Annotated in this window: 18 protein-coding genes; 5 read left to right on the top strand and 13 right to left on the bottom strand. The window is 30.9% G+C overall.

The annotated features are described in order from the left end of the window. Positions 1-481: 481 nt before the first annotated feature. The 8 genes from RBU61_RS19440 to RBU61_RS19405 form a co-directional block, all read right to left on the bottom strand. A complete protein-coding gene (locus RBU61_RS19440) occupies positions 482-703 on the bottom strand; it encodes a hypothetical protein (RefSeq protein ID WP_308877343.1) in 222 nt (73 codons plus the stop codon). 298 nt (positions 704-1,001) lie between these two features. After that, the gene (locus RBU61_RS19435; RefSeq protein WP_308877342.1) at positions 1,002-1,148 is read right to left on the bottom strand and encodes a hypothetical protein; all 147 of its coding nucleotides are present in this window, start codon (positions 1,146-1,148) and stop codon (positions 1,002-1,004) included. A gap of 73 nt (positions 1,149-1,221) precedes the next feature. Beyond that, positions 1,222-1,752, bottom strand: a complete 531-nt coding sequence (locus RBU61_RS19430; RefSeq protein ID WP_308877341.1) for an HAD-IC family P-type ATPase — start codon at positions 1,750-1,752, stop codon at positions 1,222-1,224. Next, positions 1,749-2,132, bottom strand: a complete 384-nt coding sequence (locus tag RBU61_RS19425; RefSeq protein ID WP_308877340.1) for an HAD family hydrolase — start codon at positions 2,130-2,132, stop codon at positions 1,749-1,751. Before RBU61_RS19425 ends, RBU61_RS19430 begins: the two co-directional genes overlap by 4 nt. A gap of 150 nt (positions 2,133-2,282) precedes the next feature. Then, positions 2,283-2,426, bottom strand: coding sequence for a hypothetical protein (locus RBU61_RS19420; protein WP_308879849.1), 144 nt, complete (start codon positions 2,424-2,426; stop codon positions 2,283-2,285). 11 nt (positions 2,427-2,437) lie between these two features. After that, positions 2,438-2,662 (bottom strand): hypothetical protein, encoded by a 225-nt coding sequence (locus tag RBU61_RS19415; protein WP_308877339.1) that lies wholly within the window; start codon positions 2,660-2,662, stop codon positions 2,438-2,440. Continuing rightward, a complete protein-coding gene (locus tag RBU61_RS19410; RefSeq protein ID WP_308877338.1) occupies positions 2,610-2,903 on the bottom strand; it encodes a hypothetical protein in 294 nt (97 codons plus the stop codon). The genes RBU61_RS19415 and RBU61_RS19410 overlap by 53 nt, the downstream gene beginning before the upstream one ends. 118 nt (positions 2,904-3,021) lie before the next feature. Next, positions 3,022-3,237, bottom strand: coding sequence for a heavy-metal-associated domain-containing protein (locus tag RBU61_RS19405; protein ID WP_308877337.1), 216 nt, complete (start codon positions 3,235-3,237; stop codon positions 3,022-3,024). 230 nt (positions 3,238-3,467) lie between these two features. On the opposite strand from RBU61_RS19405, the gene RBU61_RS19400 reads away from it, so the two are divergent. Next, a complete protein-coding gene (locus RBU61_RS19400; RefSeq protein ID WP_308877336.1) occupies positions 3,468-4,232 on the top strand; it encodes a hypothetical protein in 765 nt (254 codons plus the stop codon). 6 nt (positions 4,233-4,238) lie between these two features. On the opposite strand, the gene RBU61_RS19395 is transcribed toward RBU61_RS19400, so the two are convergent. Next, positions 4,239-5,006: an EAL domain-containing protein gene (locus RBU61_RS19395; RefSeq protein WP_308877335.1), complete on the bottom strand. Its 768-nt coding sequence runs from the start codon at positions 5,004-5,006 to the stop codon at positions 4,239-4,241. Between the two features lie 174 nt (positions 5,007-5,180). Next, positions 5,181-6,491: a diguanylate cyclase domain-containing protein gene (locus RBU61_RS19390; protein ID WP_308877334.1), complete on the bottom strand. Its 1,311-nt coding sequence runs from the start codon at positions 6,489-6,491 to the stop codon at positions 5,181-5,183. Positions 6,492-6,727: 236 nt separating this feature from the next. On the opposite strand from RBU61_RS19390, the gene RBU61_RS19385 reads away from it, so the two are divergent. Continuing rightward, a complete protein-coding gene (locus RBU61_RS19385) occupies positions 6,728-7,360 on the top strand; it encodes a glycerol-3-phosphate acyltransferase (RefSeq protein WP_308877333.1) in 633 nt (210 codons plus the stop codon). A 27-nt stretch (positions 7,361-7,387) separates the two neighbouring features. On the opposite strand, the gene RBU61_RS19380 is transcribed toward RBU61_RS19385, so the two are convergent. Then, positions 7,388-9,004 (bottom strand): DEAD/DEAH box helicase, encoded by a 1,617-nt coding sequence (locus RBU61_RS19380; RefSeq protein ID WP_308877332.1) that lies wholly within the window; start codon positions 9,002-9,004, stop codon positions 7,388-7,390. 248 nt (positions 9,005-9,252) lie between these two features. On the opposite strand from RBU61_RS19380, the gene RBU61_RS19375 reads away from it, so the two are divergent. The 3 genes from RBU61_RS19375 to RBU61_RS19365 all read left to right on the top strand — a co-directional run bounded on the left by RBU61_RS19375 (position 9,253) and on the right by RBU61_RS19365 (position 13,185). Further along, positions 9,253-9,648 (top strand): C-GCAxxG-C-C family (seleno)protein, encoded by a 396-nt coding sequence (locus RBU61_RS19375; protein WP_308877331.1) that lies wholly within the window; start codon positions 9,253-9,255, stop codon positions 9,646-9,648. Between the two features lie 71 nt (positions 9,649-9,719). Then, positions 9,720-11,276, top strand: a complete 1,557-nt coding sequence (locus RBU61_RS19370) for an ABC-F family ATP-binding cassette domain-containing protein (protein WP_308877330.1) — start codon at positions 9,720-9,722, stop codon at positions 11,274-11,276. A gap of 139 nt (positions 11,277-11,415) precedes the next feature. Further along, positions 11,416-13,185: a M3 family oligoendopeptidase gene (locus RBU61_RS19365; RefSeq protein WP_308877329.1), complete on the top strand. Its 1,770-nt coding sequence runs from the start codon at positions 11,416-11,418 to the stop codon at positions 13,183-13,185. Positions 13,186-13,238: 53 nt separating this feature from the next. Here RBU61_RS19365 and RBU61_RS19360 read toward each other — a convergent pair whose 3' ends face one another. Continuing rightward, complete coding sequence (locus RBU61_RS19360) at positions 13,239-14,678, bottom strand: phospholipase D family protein (protein WP_308877328.1); 1,440 nt, start codon at positions 14,676-14,678, stop codon at positions 13,239-13,241. Between the two features lie 217 nt (positions 14,679-14,895). After that, positions 14,896-16,044 carry a double-cubane-cluster-containing anaerobic reductase gene (locus RBU61_RS19355; RefSeq protein WP_308877327.1) on the bottom strand — a complete coding sequence of 383 codons (1,149 nt, stop codon included), beginning with the start codon at positions 16,042-16,044 and terminating at the stop codon, positions 14,896-14,898. Positions 16,045-16,047 lie beyond the last annotated feature (3 nt).

Raw genomic sequence — 16,047 nt, 5'->3', positions numbered from 1 at the left:
TTCCAGTATCTAGCATACAAAAAGCGAAATGATGCGGATTATTATTATCTCAAGGGAATTAATACTGAGGATCTAAATAGAGAACTTAAAGAAATATTAAATACAAAGCCTCAAGATATGAAAAAATTTGCTGAAATGATGGAAAAGGGATTGTATGGATAATAAGACAGTGACTGTTGGAAATGAAAAAGTAATAAAAGACAATAAAGATTCCTTTAACAGTATAAAAAGTTTAATAAAATAGCATTTATAAGAATGACCTCTGATTTCGCAAAATCAGAGGTCATTTTATATCCTCTAAAGCTTCTATATCTAATAAATAAAATTCTTCTATGACTAATTAATTTTATGATTCCTGTTATCTTGAAAAAAGCTGTTAGTTTTCTACTGAGAGTTTCTTGATTCCATGCCTAGATGAGTAGTTTTCTGTCTCTCTTACTCATTTTTAGAGATGTTTCTCTCCTTGTCATCGCCATAGTCATTAAACTAGTGGCAAGTCTTTTTCTACTACCTGCAAACTTATATTTTCTATTAAGTTTTCTACATTTTCAAGTCTTCGTCTCAATTCTTCCATTGCCTTTAAGGCTATTGCTGGATATTTCTTCATCAACTCTTTTAATTTTTCTCCATCTATCATACATACTGTAGTCTTTGATAGTGCTTCACCATTATCTGTTAGAGGTAAAGAACTAAAGAGAGACAACTTCCTCCCATAAACTCTCAAGTGTCCTAATACTCTAATTACCTGTTCTTTTCCAGAGCTTTGTAAGCCGAGTTATCTTTACTCTTTCCAGAATGGATTACATTGAGTTTTTTTCCCTTGTCTCCAGCCATATATATCATTTTCCTGCCCTTTTCAAATATTTCTTCTCTTCCTTTGTTATTCTGTAGCAACTTCCATCATTTCTTCATAATTCAAAATTGCTAAGAAGATAGGAACTCATTTCTATACAGTTTTTTCCTCTTTTTTAAAAACAATTACAATCCATTCAAACAACTCCTTAAGCCTCCAAGATTTTTTTATGATTATTTTTATCTCCATATCTAAGAAGTCTAACTGCATTGACTACTACTAATAAAACTGATAGTTCGTGAACCAACATTCCAAAGGATAAGTTAACGGTTTTTACTAAATACTTCCAAGCCAATAAAAGTACTGCAAACTGCTATGGCAAAGTAAATTATTTTGTCTCATATTATTTACAGTTGCACGACTAAGACCTATGGCATGGGATAAGTTTTCTTATTTCCATCAGACATTAAAACCACATCTGCTGTTTCCATGGCTACATCTGTACCTGCTGCGCCTATGGCTATACCAAAATCTGCTGAAGCTAAGGCTGGTGCATCATTTACTCCATCTCCTACCATGGCAGCCATACCGTATTTCTCTTTGTAATTCATTTTAAAAACCTTTACCTTATCTTCTGGTAATAGCTCTGCATAAAAAGCATCTAATCCTATTTCTTCTGCTATTGCCTTGGCTGCCCTTTTATTATCTCCAGTCAACATTACTATTTTTTTTTGCTCTACTTTCTTTAAATTAGATACTAATTTTTTAGCATCTTCTCTTACAATATCTGCAATAGATATGATCCCTAGAACTTTTTCAGTGTTTCCTACTATAACTGCTGTTTGCCCTTTTTCTTCTTCTGTCTGCAAGTGTTTCTCTATGTCTTCTCCAAGAGAAATATTATTTTCCAACATTAGCTTTCTATTGCCTATTAAAATTATTTCACCATCTATTTTCACTTTTTAAGTCCTTGACCAGTTATGATCTCTGATTCCTCTGGCATTTCACTTATCTTTCCTAAGTCTTTCTCTGCCTTAGCTACAATAGCCCTTCCTAAGGGATGTTCTGAATATCCTTCTCCTATTGCCGAAATTCTTAAAAGTTCCTTTTCATCTATACCATAGGATTTTATATGAGTTACCATTGGCTTTCCAATAGTTAAAGTTCCAGTTTTATCAAAAGCTAAAACTTTAATTTTGCCTAGGTTTTCCATTATTTCTCCACCTTTTACTAATACTCCCATAAGTTTAGCCCCATTACCAATTCCTGCTACAATTGATACAGGTGTGGATATAACTAAAGCTCCTGGACAAGCTATGACTAATAGAGTAAGTGCCAATACTAAGTCTTTGTAAATAAATATAGTCCTAATGCTAACACAATAATTGCCGGAGTATAATACCTAGAAAACCTCTCTAAGAATTTTTATGTCTTAGCTTTCTTATCTTGAGCCTCTTCTACCATTTGAAGTATTCTTGCAAAGGTAGTATCATCTCCCTACTTTAGTTGCTTCAATCACCAAATATCCTGATTCAATTATGGTTCCTGAGAAAACTCCATCGTCTATATTCCTATTTATAGGTATAGATTCTCCTGTAATAGCTGCCTGATTTACATAAGCAGATCCTTCTATAACTGTACCATCTACAGAAATTTTCTCTCTGGTTTTACAACTACTTTATCTCCTTTAACCACTTCGTCAGGAGAAATTACCACTTCAGCTCCATTTCTCATGACTCTAGCTGTATCTGGAGCTAAGTCTAGTAATGCTTTAATGGAAGATCTAGTCTTTTCTATAGTTCTCGATTCCAGATAATCACCTAAGATAAATAAAAATGTTACAGCAGCCAGCCGCTTCCCAATACTCACCTATAAACATAGCACCTATTACTGCAATAGTCACTAGGGCATCTATTCCTATTATCCAGTATCTTGCAGCAGAAATTGCATTTCGAAGGATTGGAGTACCTGCAATTATCGCTGCAGAGATCATAATTATAGAAGTAATCAATTTCTGACCTATGGTATTTTTAAAATAAAAGCTATTAATACTAATATTTCCTATATCCAGACTTTTTGTACTTTGCTTAGTTTCATAATACTCCTCCATATAATTTTACTTTTTAGAAAGACCCGGAAAGTTCTTCTATTTCTCTTTTTTAATTTAGAAACTTTCCCGTTAATGAGTTTCAAAAAAGTTATCTTAAAATATTTCCATAGAAACTTTCTTATTTCTCTCCTAAAACATCGAAACCTAGTTTTTCAATTTTAGCTATAATCTCTTCAGAACTTAATATAGATTCATCAAAGTTTACTTTAACTCTAGAAGTATTAAATAATACTTCACCTTCAGAAATACCTTTAGTTTTTTTCATCATACCTTCGATTTTAGCTACACAATTTGGACAAGTTAATGTTTCTAATTGATATGTTTTTGCTATCATTTTTAATTCCTCCTAGTTCTTATTCTTTATGATTTTATTATAGGCTATCTATTGCCTTTTTACTTTGACCTAGGTCAAAATTTATAATCTTTTTTATTCACAAGGGAGTATAAGTATTCATACCCTATTTCTATAGTATTTATAATATCTTATTGTAATTAATTTGTAATCTGCTGTTCCTTGAAAAACCCATATAGTTATGATATTTTAATATAAAGGATGGTGATAGTTTGAAAAACTCAATTAAAAAAGTTACTCTATTATTATTAGTTGTATTAGTCTTAGCTGCTTCCTTTGGATGTACTCCTAAAGAAGAATCTCAGAAAAAATTCTACACTAACTTAGGATTCTTGGATGAAAAATCAACAGAGGATAATAAAAATTATATTACTATTGGTGCAAATGGGGAAAATATTAAATTAGAAGTTAAAGATGATGATATATTTAATGGATTAGAAGAAAAGCAATATTATATTGTAGGATATGATGAAGATAATATTTTAAAATCTATAGATGTAAATGAGTTTATAAAAGACTTAGTAGTAAATTCAATGACAGAGACCCCTACTACTGGAGATACATTCACTATATCTTCAAGTGAGCCTGGAAAGTTTGATGACTTAACTTTACTTGATTCATCTAAAATAGACTATAACAATGATGGATCTGAAGAAACTATATCCCTTTATACAGTAGCAGGAAAAGGACCTGATGGACAAATAGCATGGGATGATGGTCAAAATTGGACTCTAGTTATTCAGGGTTCTGATAAGGATTATGTATTATTTGATGATTATATACAATTAGGCAGCTTACATTTCTACGCATATTTTGAAGATGAAGATTTTGTAGTGACTACGGTTCAATCAGGTACTGCAAACTTAAAGCTTACTGAATATAGATTTGATAAGGAAAAGGATGAATTCATAGGTACAGTGAGATTTGTTACTACTGGTAATGTAAATATGATTCATCAAGCACCCCTTAAATACTAAAAAGCCCTATATGGGGCTTTTTTTAGTTATGATTTCATCTATTATTTCTTTTGGAACTGGCTTACTGAAATAATATCCCTGTGCTGTATCACATTTCATTTCTCTTAATAAGTTTAGCTGCTCTTCATTTTCTACTCCTTCAGCAGTCACCTTTAGTCCAAGTTGTTTGGCTAAAATTATTATTGTATTTGCAATCATTTTATTTTTATTATTTTTTTCAATATCCCAGATAAAGGATTGGTCAATTTTCAACTCGTTTACACTCATTTGATTTAAATAGTTAAGACTAGAATATCCTGTGCCAAAATCATCTATAGCAACAGCTATTCCAAGAGAATTTAATCTGTTTAATATTTTCAACGTATGATTTATATCAGATATGGCTATGGTTTCTGTAATTTCCAAAGTCAAATTCCTAGAATTTAGTTCAACTTCATTTAAGATATTGACTACTTCCCTTATAAAATCCTTACGCTGAAACTGTCTAGCAGAAATATTTACAGACATTTTAATATCTTGTCCTAAGTCAATCCAATACTTTGCCTGTTTACAGGCTTCCCTTAGCACCCATTCTCCCAATTGGACAACTAATCCTACCTCCTCTGCCAAAGGTATAAATTTATCTGGATATAATAATCCCTGTTCTGGATGCTGCCATCTTACTAAGGCCTCTAAACCTTCAAGCTCTCCTGTCAATATATTTATTTGAGGTTGATAATGTAGAACTAATTCATTATTCCCTATACCTTGTCTAAGTTGATTTATAAGCATCATCTTTTCTAGTCCATGAGACTTTATTTCATTACCATATATATAGTATGAATTTCCACCTAATTCCTTAGCTTTATATAATGCAAGGTCTGCTTTTTTATTAGGAGCTAGGGTTTAAACCATCTTCAGGATATACTGATATACCAATACTAGTGGTTAAATATAATTCATAGTCTCTTATATAATAAGGTTTTTAAAGTCTTCCAAAATCAATTTACTTGTTTCTATTATCTGGTCTATATCTTTAACATTATTTATTAATATATAGTATTCGTCTCCGCCTACTCTGGCAATTATATCTTCTTCCCTTAGTATTCCACTAATTCTAGTTCCAAGTAATTTCAATATATAATCTCCTACGTTGTGTCCCAATGTATCGTTTATATGCTTAAATCTATCTATATCTAAAATTAATACTCCAAATAACACTTCTTGTTGCTTCATACTTTCAAACATATTATTTAATGTTTTGATAAAATAAGTCCTATTGGGAAGAGATGTGACTGAATCAAAATAAGCTAAGTTATATATCTCCTTCTGTTGTTCAATTAACTCTTGATTGGCTAACTCTAATTCTTGAGTTCTTCTTTTGACCTCTCTTTGAAGTCTTTTATTATATATATATAAAAGAAAAATAGTTGTAATTATACATGCCACAATAATTATTATTGAATTTCTATATTTTATATAAATAACTTTGATACTTCCTACATCTTCTCCAAACCATTTTTTATATATTTGGTCATAAACCCTGTTTTCTTTGATTATATTGAAGCCTTCTTCTAATACAATGCTAAGTTCTTCATTCTCTTTAGATATAGCTGTCCCATAAGTCACTGTAAGCACAGGCTCACCTGCAATCTTAATGTGGTCTGTAAGTTTATATTTTTGCAGGTAATACACACCTACTAGTTTATTTCCAACTACTGCATCTACGTTTTTCATTTTAAGGTCTATCATTGCATCTTGCAAGTTTACCATTGGAAAAGTTTCTACATAGGGTATCTCCTTTATATAGGGTTCACTATAGTCACTTTCTTGGTAAGCTACTCTAAGTCCTGCTAAATCTTCTAAATTATTTATATTTACTGTTTCTCTATTGACGAATATTACTTGTCTGTCTACAGCTATTGGAGGTATAAACTTATATGATCTACGCCACTCTTCTCTTTGCCCCATATATATTACACCGTCAACTTGTCCATTTCCAAGAGTCTTTACTGCCTCACTCCATTCCATAAGAGTAAGCTCTATATCTAAATTCATCTCTTCAGCAATTGCATTTATTACATCAACACTAAACCCTGCAGGATTTCCATCTTTATCTACATATTGATATGGAGGATGATTCTGGTCTCCAGCTAATTTAATGGTCCTTGTATATTCTATGGTATTTATATCCTTAGCCTCTACAAATATACCCGTAGATAAGACTAAAGTTAATATTAATAGCATTATGATTTTTCTTTCTTTAATAACCGGATTCATAATTATCCTTCCTTTAAGTTCGCTATTTCTTCCTTTATTCTACTTTTCATTGTACATATACATTATTTATATAGATAAACTGTGCAAAACTCCAATTTTTTACATCTATTCCACATTATGTAATTACCCATTATAAACATTATTATAATATATTCGACAATTAATTTAAACAATTATAGGATATATAATAAATATTCTTTATATGGTATAATCTAAATATAATAGGAGGTGATATTTTGAAATCCTATCTTATTGCTATAATTATAGGATATTTATTTGGATGTTTACAGTGGTCTTATATATTGAGTAAAACATTTTTAAATGTAGATATTAGAACTCTTGGTGCAGGTAATGCGGGAGCATCTAATACAGTGATTTCTCTAGGTTGGAAATGGGGTGTCTTAGTTGGCATTCTAGATATATTAAAAGCAATTATTTCTATTTTTATTATAAAATATTTATTTAAAATTTCCTTTATAGAAGAAAATAGTTTTTTTCTCTATTTAAATGGATTATTTGTTATATTAGGACATGATTTTCCTTTCTTTATGAATTTCAAAGGAGGAAAAGGTGCTGCATCTCTCTTGGGAATCTTAATAGGATTAAATTATAAACTAGGAATATTAGGTTTTTTTGTTATTTTAATTATAACAATTTTGGCAAACTATATAGCCTTAGGTACTTTAGGTTTAAATATCCTTCTTGTATTATCAGCTATATATCTTAATATGGGTCTAAATTCTATAATTATATCTTTGATTATTTTATTTATAGGGATTTATCTTCATATACCAAATATACAGCGAATTTTAAATAAGACAGAAAAAGGATTACGGGATGTATTAAAGAAAAAAGCACAAAATATATAGGGTTCCATTAATGGAACCCTATATATTTTATTTTCTTTTTGGATTTGCTATTTCAGCTTTTACTCTTGTTCCTTTTATCCTTGAACCATTTAATCCATCTAATACTTCGTCTTCATATTCTCTTGGCACTTCTATAAATGTAAATTTATCATATACATCTATATCTCCCACTGATTTCTTAGGAAGCCCAGTTACTTCTAGTAATGCTGATAAGATATGTCTTGGACTTACACCTTTTCTCTTTCCAATATTTATATGCATTCTTACCATAGAAGAAGAACCAGAACCCTTTCCTTTAGATTTAGGCTTACTGCTAAAATCTACCATATCCAATTCTTCATGACCTTCTAATTTATTATTAGACATATATGACTTTAGTAATGCCGCTGCAATATCAAAGGAAGTATAATCTTCCTCAAGTAAAGTTTCTATGATTTTTTCATATTTACCTAAATCTTCATTGTCTATCTGTTCCTTTATTTTCTCCAACATAATAGATGTATAGTTCTCTTGTATATCTTTCAATGTTGGTAAATCTTTTCTAGCTATTTTAGTCTTAGTATATCTCTGAATATCTCTTAGTTTGTAAATATCTCTTCCAGCTACAAAACTAAAAGCCTTTCCTTCTCTACCTGCTCTAGCTGTTCTTCCTATTCTATGAACATAGTATTCTTCATCCTGTGGCATATCATAGTTGATAACTAAATCTATGTCATCTACATCTATACCTCTTGCAGCCACATCTGTAGCCACTAAAATATCTATGGTTCCTTTTCTAAATTTATTCATTACTGTATCTCTTTGAGTTTGTTTTAAATCTCCATGAAGTCCATCTGCAAAATAGCCTCTGCTTTGAAGTTCTTCTATTAATTCATCTACCTTTTTCTTAGTATTACAGAATACTATGGTTAATTTTGGATTATACATATCTATAAGTCTAGATAATATTTCAGTTTTCATATGTTGCTTTAATTCAAAATAAGCCTGTTCTACCTTTGGTACTGTAAGTTCCTTATGAACTACTTTGATTATTTCAGGATTAGTTTGGTACTGTCCTGCAAATTTCATGATCTCTGGTGGCATAGTTGCTGAGAAAAATATTGTCTGTCTATCTTCTCCTAATTCATTCATTACAAGAGCTATATCATCTCTAAATCCCATATCAAACATTTCATCTGCTTCATCTAGGACCATCATATTTACATTGTCTACCTTTAAAGTCTTTCTCTTAATATGGTCTATTACTCTTCCAGGTGTACCAATTACAATATTAACTCCTTTTTTAAGTGCTCTAATTTGTCTATCTATAGGCTGCCCACCATAAATAGGTACTACAGTTATGCCTTTTTTATGCTTTGCAAGTTTTCCGATTTCTTCTGCTACTTGTATTGAAAGTTCTCTAGTTGGGCATAGAACCAATGCTTGAACATATTTTTCGTTTGGATTACATCTTTCAATAATAGGAATACCAAAGGCTGCCGTTTTGCCTGTTCCTGTCTGTGCTTGACCAATAATATCATTTCCCGCTAAAACTATTGGAATAGCCTGTGATTGAATTGGAGACATTTCTTCAAATCCCATATCTCTAATTCCCCTTTGTATTTCCTCTGATAAATTAATCTCTTCAAATCTTAATTTTTCCATATATATATTTTCGTCCTCCTTAATCTATAACCTATTAAGTATACATATAATGTTGTCTAATTGCAAGAAAAATATTTAATTATGTCCACTTATTTACATAGATTAGTATACCCTAATTAAATATTTTTCCTATTTTATTTACATTAACAATATTTGATTATTTATCTAATTAAAACGTGAATTTTATTCTATATAATTAGTATATCAAATGTTATACTAATTATAGTAAACTATTTGGGAGGAATGAAATGTTAAGGGATTTAATCCAAGATGGATTTGGAGAAAAGGAAGATTTTAATTGTGCTGAAAAAATATTATATGGAGCTAATATTTCTTATAATCTGAATTTAAGTCCTGAAGCCTTAAAATTATCTACTGGATTTGGTGGAGGTATGGCAATAGAATCTGTATGTGGTGCACTTACTGCTGGGATTATGGTATTGAGCCATAGATACGTGGAAGGTGCAGGACATCAAAATAATAAAATCAAAGAAATAAATCAAAGATTTTTTAGGGAATTTATAGCAGAGATGGATAGTATTAAATGTACCCATCTTAAATTAACTCATAGGAAAGAGGATATAGGCTGTTTTGATATAGTCTTAAAGGCTGCTGAAATATTGGATAAACTAATGGTTAAATAAAAAACTAGACTATAATCTAGTTTTTTTGTATAATTTTTAGAGATGATTTTATTTAATGAAGGGAGATACTAATGAGTATTTTAACAGTAACAAACTTAAGTCATGGCTTTGGTGATAGAGAAATATTAAAAAACGTGTCCTTTAGATTATTAAAGGGTGAGCACGTAGGATTAATTGGTGCCAATGGAGAAGGAAAATCTTCTTTTATGAATATAATAACGGGAAAATTAGAACCAGATGAAGGTCAAATAGAATGGGCAAAGAGAGTCAGAGTTGGATATTTAGATCAGCATACATCATTGGAAAAAGGGCAGACCATCAGGGATGCATTAAAGGGTGCCTTTAAATACCTATTTGATTTAGAACAGGAAATGCAGGAAATGTATTTACAAATGGGTGAAGTATCAGAAGATGAGCTTACAGCTTTACTTGAAGAAGTAGGAACTATACAGGATATATTAGACCACAATGATTTTTATATAATAGATGCTAAGGTTGAAGATATAGCAAGGGGACTTGGTCTTGATGATATAGGCTTAGATAGGGATGTAAATGATTTATCAGGAGGACAAAGAACGAAAATACTTCTGGCTAAACTTCTTTTAGAAAAGCCAGATATTTTACTTCTTGATGAGCCTACTAACTATCTAGATGAGCCTCATATTATTTGGTTAAGAAGGTATTTACAGGAATATGAAAATGCATTTATCCTTATATCCCATGACATCCCCTTCTTAAACTCTGTTATTAACTTAATATACCATATGGAAGATAAGGAATTAACTAGGTATGTAGGAGATTATGACAATTTCCAAAAAATATATGAAGCTAAAAAGGCTCAATTAGAAGCAGCCTATAAAAAGCAACAACAGGAAATAGCAGATTTAGAAGACTTTGTCGCAAGAAACAAGGCTAGAGTTTCAACAAGAAACATGGCCATGTCTAGACAAAAGAAACTAGATAAAATGGAATTAATCGAATTGGCTCGTGAAAAACCAAAGCCAGAGTTTAATTTTAAAGAAGGAAGAACTGCTGGTAAGTTAATATTTCAAACTAAAGATTTAGTCATAGGATATGATGAGCCATTATCAAAACCTCTTAATCTGACAATGGAAAGAGGACAAAAAATAGCATTAATTGGTGCCAATGGTCTTGGTAAAACTACTTTGCTAAGAAGTATATTAGGAGAAATTAAATCTGTATCTGGAGAAGTAGAATTAGGAGATAATCTTGAAATAGGATATTTTGAACAGGAAATCAAAGATAAAAACAACAACTCCTGTATAGATGAAATTTGGCAAGTGTTTCCAGGATTTACTCAATATGAAGTCAGGGCAGCCTTAGCTAAATGTGGATTAACTACTAAACATATAGAATCAAAAGTAATGGTACTAAGTGGAGGAGAACAGGCAAAGGTGAGACTTTGCAAACTCATCAACAAAGAAACCAATTTACTAATCCTAGATGAGCCTACTAACCATTTAGATATAGATGCTAAGGAAGAACTAAAGAGAGCATTAAAAGCATATAAAGGAAGCATACTCCTTATATCTCACGAACCTGATTTCTACAAAGATGTAGCTACAGATATATGGAACTGTGAAACTTGGACAACTAAAATATTTTAATGAATATAATAACTCCGATTTTTAGTGATATACACCAGAAATCGGAGTTGTTTTTATTTCGACTCTCAAAATATTTCTTTAATATTTGGAAATTTGTGTTATAATAGAATTGACTAAATATTTTGAAAGGCGGGATAATATGCGTTGGAGTTTAGATGAATTATATACTTCCTTTGATTCTAAGGAATATACTTCTGATTTAGAAAAGTTTGACAATCTAATAGTAGAATATAGTAAATGGGCTGATGAAAGCTTAAACTATACTGATAATCCAGTAGAAAAAATGGAAAAATTTATTGAATACTCTAAGGAGTTAAGCTCCTTGTCTTCAAAACTCTTTTCCTTTGCTTCTCTTACTAACGCAGTAGAGGCTAAGAATGAAGATGCTCTTAAATATCTTGATAGATTAAGAGTAAAAAGTTCAGATTTAACTAAGCCTGATGTAAAGTTCCAAGACTTTATGAAAGATATAAATAATTTAGATGGAATAATAGATTCATCAGAATTATTAAAGGAGCATAAATTTTACTTAGAACAAATTAAAGATAGAACGAAATATATGCTTAGTGAGAAAGAAGAAGTACTTATATCAAAGATGTCTAATACTGGTTCTTCTGCATGGTCAAATCTTCAAAATATGGTATCATCAACCCTTATGGTAGATATAAATATAGACGGAGAAGACAAACAATTACCATTTCCAGCAGCTAGAAACTTGGCTTATGACAAGGATCCTCTAAAGAGGAAAGCAGGATATGAAGCTGAATTAAAAGCATATAAAAAAATAGAAGAATCTTCGGCGGCTGCATTAAATGGAATTAAAGGTGAGGTAATCACTACTTCATCATTGAGAGGATATAAATCTCCCTTAGATGAAACTCTAGTGAAATCTAGAATGGATGAAGAAACTTTAGGTGCCATGCTTACAGCAATGAAAGAATTTCTTCCAGTATTTCATAAATACTATAGAAAGAAAGCTGAATTACTCGGATATAAAGATGGACTTCCATTTTATGAAATGTTTGCACCTATGGGAGAAGTTAATAGAACCTTTACCTATAGCGAAGCCATGGAATATATAATCAGCAACTTTAGAACATTCTCCAATAGATTAGCAGACTTCGTTGAAAATGCCTACAAAAACAATTGGTTAGATATAGAGCCTAGAGAAGGAAAAAGAGGTGGAGCATTTTGTTCCAATTTACATCCTATAAAAGAAAGTAGAATTCTTTCTAATTTCAACGGCAGCTTCTCAAATATGACTACTTTAGCCCATGAATTAGGTCATGCTTATCATGGACTTAATTTGAGAGATGAATCTATACTAAATAGTAGATATCCTATGCCCATAGCAGAAACAGCTTCCATATTCTGCGAAACCATCGTTGTTAATGCAGCTTTAAAAGAAGCAAGTGACGAGGAAGCTTTAAGTATATTAGAATCATCCATATCTGATGCGGGTCAAGTTATTGTAGATATATATAGTAGATTCTTATTTGAATCAGAGCTATTTGAAAGAAGAAAGACCCATGCTCTTTCAGTAAATGAGCTTAGAGAAATAATGATGGATGCACAAAAAGAGGCTTATGGTAATGGATTAGACCATAATATTCTTCATCCATATATGTGGCTAAATAAACCTCATTATTACTCAGCAGGACTTAATTTCTACAACTTCCCATATGCTTTTGGTCTATTATTCTCTAAAGGATTATATGCAGAATATCTAAAACGTGGAGAAGAATTTGTAAAAGAATATGATGAACTACTAAATGCTACAGGTAAGAATAATATTAAAGACGTGGCTCTAAGAATGAATATAGACGTACATGATCCAGAGTTTTTCAGAAATTCACTAAGATTAATAGAAAAAGATATAGATAGATTTATAGAATTAGCAAGTAAATAATAATACAATAACTCCGATTTTCGAAGCCAGGCTTCAAAGATCGGAGTTATTATTTATAACAGGTATTCTACAAAGAATACACCTTTTGATAGTATGGTTATAAGGGCTTTTTTAATCAACGATATATTTTTTTCATCAACATATTCATCATGAATATAGTTATAATCCTCGCCTACCTGAAGGCTGCAATTTATATCTACAGATATTGTATCTTTTAACTGTTCTGTAAAATCTTTACTATGGATAATTACCATAGATTCAGTATTAATATAAGAGCTTCTATGATCGAAATTAAAGGAACCTACAACACTTATATTATTATCAAATACATAAGTTTTAGTATGCAAAGATTCTTCCCCTTGAAATTCATAGAGTCTTATCTTAGCATCTATTATTCTATTCCTATGATTTGCGTATCCTGAAACTGCCAAGGGATTTGGACTTAATGCAAAGGAATTAGTCAATATATTTACTTTCTCTAAATCTATATCATACATATTTAGTTTATTCCTCATATTTCTTGAAGGTATTATATATGGACTTTGAACAAGTATTGAATCTTCTGCATTTGAAGCTAGCCTTAGTAGTTCTTTTAAACAATTTGGATCTTTGTTCAATCTACCTATAGGATTATGAACAAAGTCTATATTTTTAGTTGGTATAGTTTCATTATACCAATCTACACCATTTAAAATTTTAGGATTTTCATCTTCGAAACTATTAAATCTGGCTCTTAATTTCTTACCAAATTCTTGTCCTCTATTTTTTCGTTTATTTGTCATTTTCTTTGCTACTGGCTTTGAATAATCATAATTCCATAAGTCGTTATAATATTTCTCCATCTTATATATGACACTGTTAGAATTGTTAGAAGGATTATCATTAAATATAAGTACATCTCTATCATCTACCAATTCAATTTCCGTAGAATCCTGTAAGAAATATTTATCCCCTATATTTCGACCTCCTATAATGGCAATTTCACTGTCTGCAATTATGAACTTATCATGTAGTCTATTGTTCCATGTCCAAGGTGTCAAAAAATTAAAAGGTTCATAAAGTTTTAATTGAATATTAGGATGTTCTTTAAATGTATATATGGTATCACCAAGATCTCCTCTTAAATTATGAAATAATCCATCTAATAAAATTCTTACTTCGATTCCTCTATCTGCTGCGTCTAAAATACCTCCTAAAAAAGTTTCTGTAGACACTCCATCAGATAAAAGATAATAAGAAATATCCAAGGTCTTTTTAGCATTTCCCACAATATTTAGCCTACTTAAATAGGCATCAGTTCTTTCTTCCACAAGGGCTACTCTATCTTGTCCTGAGTCCTCTATAAATGATTCATTTAAGTTGGTAAATTCTCTATATTGTTTTTCTTTAGGTTTATGAATAGCAAATATTAATATGGAAAATATGAATATATATATTAAATAGATATTAAAAATCTTTTTAGAAATTGTTTTTAAGTATATTTTTTTAGTCAATTTTTCACCCTCTTTAATCACAGGTATTAATCCGATTTTTTCATATCCTCATTTAAAATAATAAAACTATTAGCAATTTCAGCTGAAATGCTAATAGTTTTTATATCATAATAAATTTAAACTGTCAACTGCGAGATGCTTTTTTACAATATCATTGTCAATAACTCTTTAGCTGTACTTTTTGATTTTTGGAGCCAGGCTTCAAAAATCGGATTTATTATATCATCTCCAAAAATGCATTTATTCTGGTGTTTATCTGCCCCACATCTAACTTTGAATAATCTGTTTCAATATATAGATATGGTTTATCCTTCTTCTCTGTTACAAACCTTTTTATATTATATGACTCTACATTAAATGTATGACAGGCTTGAAGGACTACTTCTATTACTCCATCAATTTCATATTCATCTATCATTTCATCTAAGGCTTCAAATCTCCTTGGGTTTGGCGTCATAACAGAACAACTTACATTTAAATATTTTTCTGTTAAGGCATCTATTGGGTCTATGGTTTCATCAACTAAGTTAGCTTTTTCTCTTACTCCACTACAGTTTTCAAAAGCAACTATATCCGCTCCTGAATCCTCTATGGTTTTTAGAACCTTTTCCCTTACTCCTCCTACAGGGCAGCCAGTAATAAGTATCCTCGGTCTATTTGACTTTGTTCCTTTTAATTCGTTTTCATATTTCTTTCTTAACTCTTTAGTTCTTTCTTCTATAAAGTCACATTGAGCTTTTCTATCGAATTGAAAACCTAAAGCTTCCATGGTTTCATTTACTTCGTGACCTGATATTGGCGAAGGATTTAATTTACCTAGTTCATAGAAGTCTAGTAGTACTTTTCTTTCTCTATTTCTTTCCCTTATTTCATCTCTTAACATTTCCTCTGTAATCTCTAAATTGAATTTTTCTTCTAGGACTTCCTTTAGTCTAACTAATTCTTCTCTCCAATATTTAAATCCATGTTCTTTATCTTGTCCTTGAGGTAAGTGCATGACATGAGTAGGTCTTAATTCATTTAATAATTCATACATTTTCTTTTTACCATCACAGGTTGTCTCGCCAACTACTAAATCAGAGAAATAAAAATATGGACAGGTATCTGATACTGCAAATCCATAACTAGACTTTATAAGGGGGCATAGGTTTTTAGGCAGATGTTTTTCTGCATGATGTATTGGTACATCAGAAGTACCACATAGACTAACTGCCACAGCCCCCGCAGCATGAATAAGTTCAATAGGTGTATATGTACAAAAAACTCCAACTACTGGAGTTCCTTTTTCCTTTAAAGCCTTTACCTTTAAGAAGCCTTCCCTTCTAGCTTCTTCGTAGCTCTCAAAGTTCTCTGGTAATTTTAGCATGAA

The organism is Tissierella sp. MB52-C2, assembly GCF_030931715.1.
Lineage (GTDB): Bacteria > Bacillota > Clostridia > Tissierellales > Tissierellaceae > Tissierella.
Note: the sequence above shows the minus strand (reverse complement) of the source record. Positions and strands in the feature narration are given on the sequence as shown.

What these genes read in the sequence shown, in the direction of transcription:
- RBU61_RS19395 (WP_308877335.1), bottom strand. Translation starts at nt 5,006, where the DNA reads ATGATGCTTATAAATCAACTTAGACAAGGTATAGGGAATAATGAATTA.
- RBU61_RS19370 (WP_308877330.1), top strand. Translation starts at nt 9,720, where the DNA reads ATGAGTATTTTAACAGTAACAAACTTAAGTCATGGCTTTGGTGATAGA.
- RBU61_RS19355 (WP_308877327.1), bottom strand. Translation starts at nt 16,044, where the DNA reads ATGCTAAAATTACCAGAGAACTTTGAGAGCTACGAAGAAGCTAGAAGG.
- RBU61_RS19405 (WP_308877337.1), bottom strand. Translation starts at nt 3,237, where the DNA reads ATGATAGCAAAAACATATCAATTAGAAACATTAACTTGTCCAAATTGT.
- RBU61_RS19390 (WP_308877334.1), bottom strand. Translation starts at nt 6,491, where the DNA reads ATGAATCCGGTTATTAAAGAAAGAAAAATCATAATGCTATTAATATTA.
- RBU61_RS19380 (WP_308877332.1), bottom strand. Translation starts at nt 9,004, where the DNA reads ATGGAAAAATTAAGATTTGAAGAGATTAATTTATCAGAGGAAATACAA.
- RBU61_RS19410 (WP_308877338.1), bottom strand. Translation starts at nt 2,903, where the DNA reads ATGGAGGAGTATTATGAAACTAAGCAAAGTACAAAAAGTCTGGATATA.
- RBU61_RS19375 (WP_308877331.1), top strand. Translation starts at nt 9,253, where the DNA reads ATGTTAAGGGATTTAATCCAAGATGGATTTGGAGAAAAGGAAGATTTT.
- RBU61_RS19365 (WP_308877329.1), top strand. Translation starts at nt 11,416, where the DNA reads ATGCGTTGGAGTTTAGATGAATTATATACTTCCTTTGATTCTAAGGAA.